General features: G+C 26.9%; 2 protein-coding genes. Both read left to right on the top strand.

The features are described from left to right. The coding region (locus tag CD118_RS11795) for an N-6 DNA methylase (RefSeq protein WP_169925619.1) at positions 1 to 1,008 on the top strand (1,008 nt) is incomplete at its 5' end. Between the two features lie 2 nt (positions 1,009 to 1,010). Continuing rightward, positions 1,011 to 1,532 carry a hypothetical protein gene (locus CD118_RS11790; protein ID WP_037542032.1) on the top strand — a complete coding sequence of 174 codons (522 nt, stop codon included), beginning with the start codon at positions 1,011 to 1,013 and terminating at the stop codon, positions 1,530 to 1,532. Positions 1,533 to 1,631 lie beyond the last annotated feature (99 nt).

Below are 1,631 nucleotides of genomic sequence, written 5' to 3'. Positions count from 1 at the left end.
TTTGTAAACCGTATATTAAATAACCTAAATGATGATGGTGTTGGAGTCATTGTATTAAGAGATGCCGCAATGTCTACTGGAATGGCAAAAGATATTCGAAAAGATTTAATTGAAAATAATTTAGTAAAAGCAGTTATACAACTACCGTCAAATTTAATTACCAATACTGCTATATCAACTACTTTATTAGTTTTACAGAAACACAGTGAAGATAATGTAGTCTTTGTCAATGCTTCTGAAACATATACTAAAAAAGGAAGACTACAAAAAGCCTTTGAGACTAAAGATATTAAAAGCATTATGAACGGGCTGAGTTCAGATACAGAAATTTCGGAAAAAGTTAGTAAAGAAGTAATAAAAAACAATGATTATAATTTATCACCTGTAAGATACTTAGTTAATATTGAAGATCGTCTTCTAAATCCTGTTAAGCTGACAGATATCGTAGAAGCTATTCGAGGAAAAGATGTATCTAAGAAAAAGCTTGATGATGAACAAAACAAAGATAAAGCGGGTTATTTATTAAATCTTTCCGATTTAAAAGATTTTAAAATTAATATACCTAAACAAAAAATCAGCCAAGATATACTTGATGAATATGATAAATATCTACTTAAACCTATGGACATTGTAATAAGTACTAGAAGTTCGGAACTTAAAATAGCAATTGTTAATGAAAATTTAGCAAGTAATAATATCATTATATCTTCTAACTTTAATATTTTGAGAGTGAAAGATAATAAAATTAATCCTTACTATTTATTTGCATTTTTGACAAGCCAAATAGGTACAGAACAATTTGAACAATTAATGACAGGAACAGTTATTAATGTTATTTCTCAGAAAGCATTACAAGAATATAAGGTTTCTTTATTGGGCCAAGAATCCCAAGAAGATATTGCATTTAAAATGGAAGAAGAATTAGTGGAGTATTATAGCTACTTGAATAAAATTCAAAGATTTCAAAATAAATTACCACAACTTTTTCATGAGAATGGAGGAGAATAGTGTTGAGTAAGTTAAGTATTGAGGAACTAAATGAATTTTTAGATGATTTGTTTGATAGATTAAAAAATGAAGCAAAGCTTTACAATTCTCAGAGTGAATTTGATATTTTCTTAGCCCGTTATCAATTTCAAAAAAATGACGATTATAAAGGCAACCTCTATAATGACAATGCTAAAGTACTGATTCTAGGTGTTAGAAATGGTGGATTGAAGTCTAAGGATATTAGTGGGATATTTAAAAAAGCTGGTTTGAAAGATAAATATAAAATTATTGAATATGATGATATGACTAATTTTGATGTGTCAATCTTAGAAAACTCTACTCAATATACAGATATATTTATTGGAGCTGCTCCTCATAAAATGAAAGGAATCGGCAATACTGGTAATCCTATTCAAAAATTATTGGATGGATCAGAAACATTATATCCTAAAATTCATAAATTAATAAGTGGAAACGAACTCAAAATAACTAAAACAAATTTAATGAATGCTATTGCAGATTCAATTTTACTAAAACTCTAAATATTTGTTAGATTTTTAAAAATTATTAAAATCTAAAGTTTTTATGTCTAGCTTCAAATGATAGATAAAACATATTTAGAATTATGTATTAACCAATAT

Origin of the sequence: Staphylococcus coagulans, assembly GCF_002901995.1 — a bacterium.
In the GTDB taxonomy this organism is placed as follows: Bacteria; Bacillota; Bacilli; order Staphylococcales; family Staphylococcaceae; genus Staphylococcus; species Staphylococcus coagulans.
The sequence above is the reverse complement of the archived record's forward strand: the minus strand, read 5'-3'. Positions and strand labels throughout refer to the sequence as shown.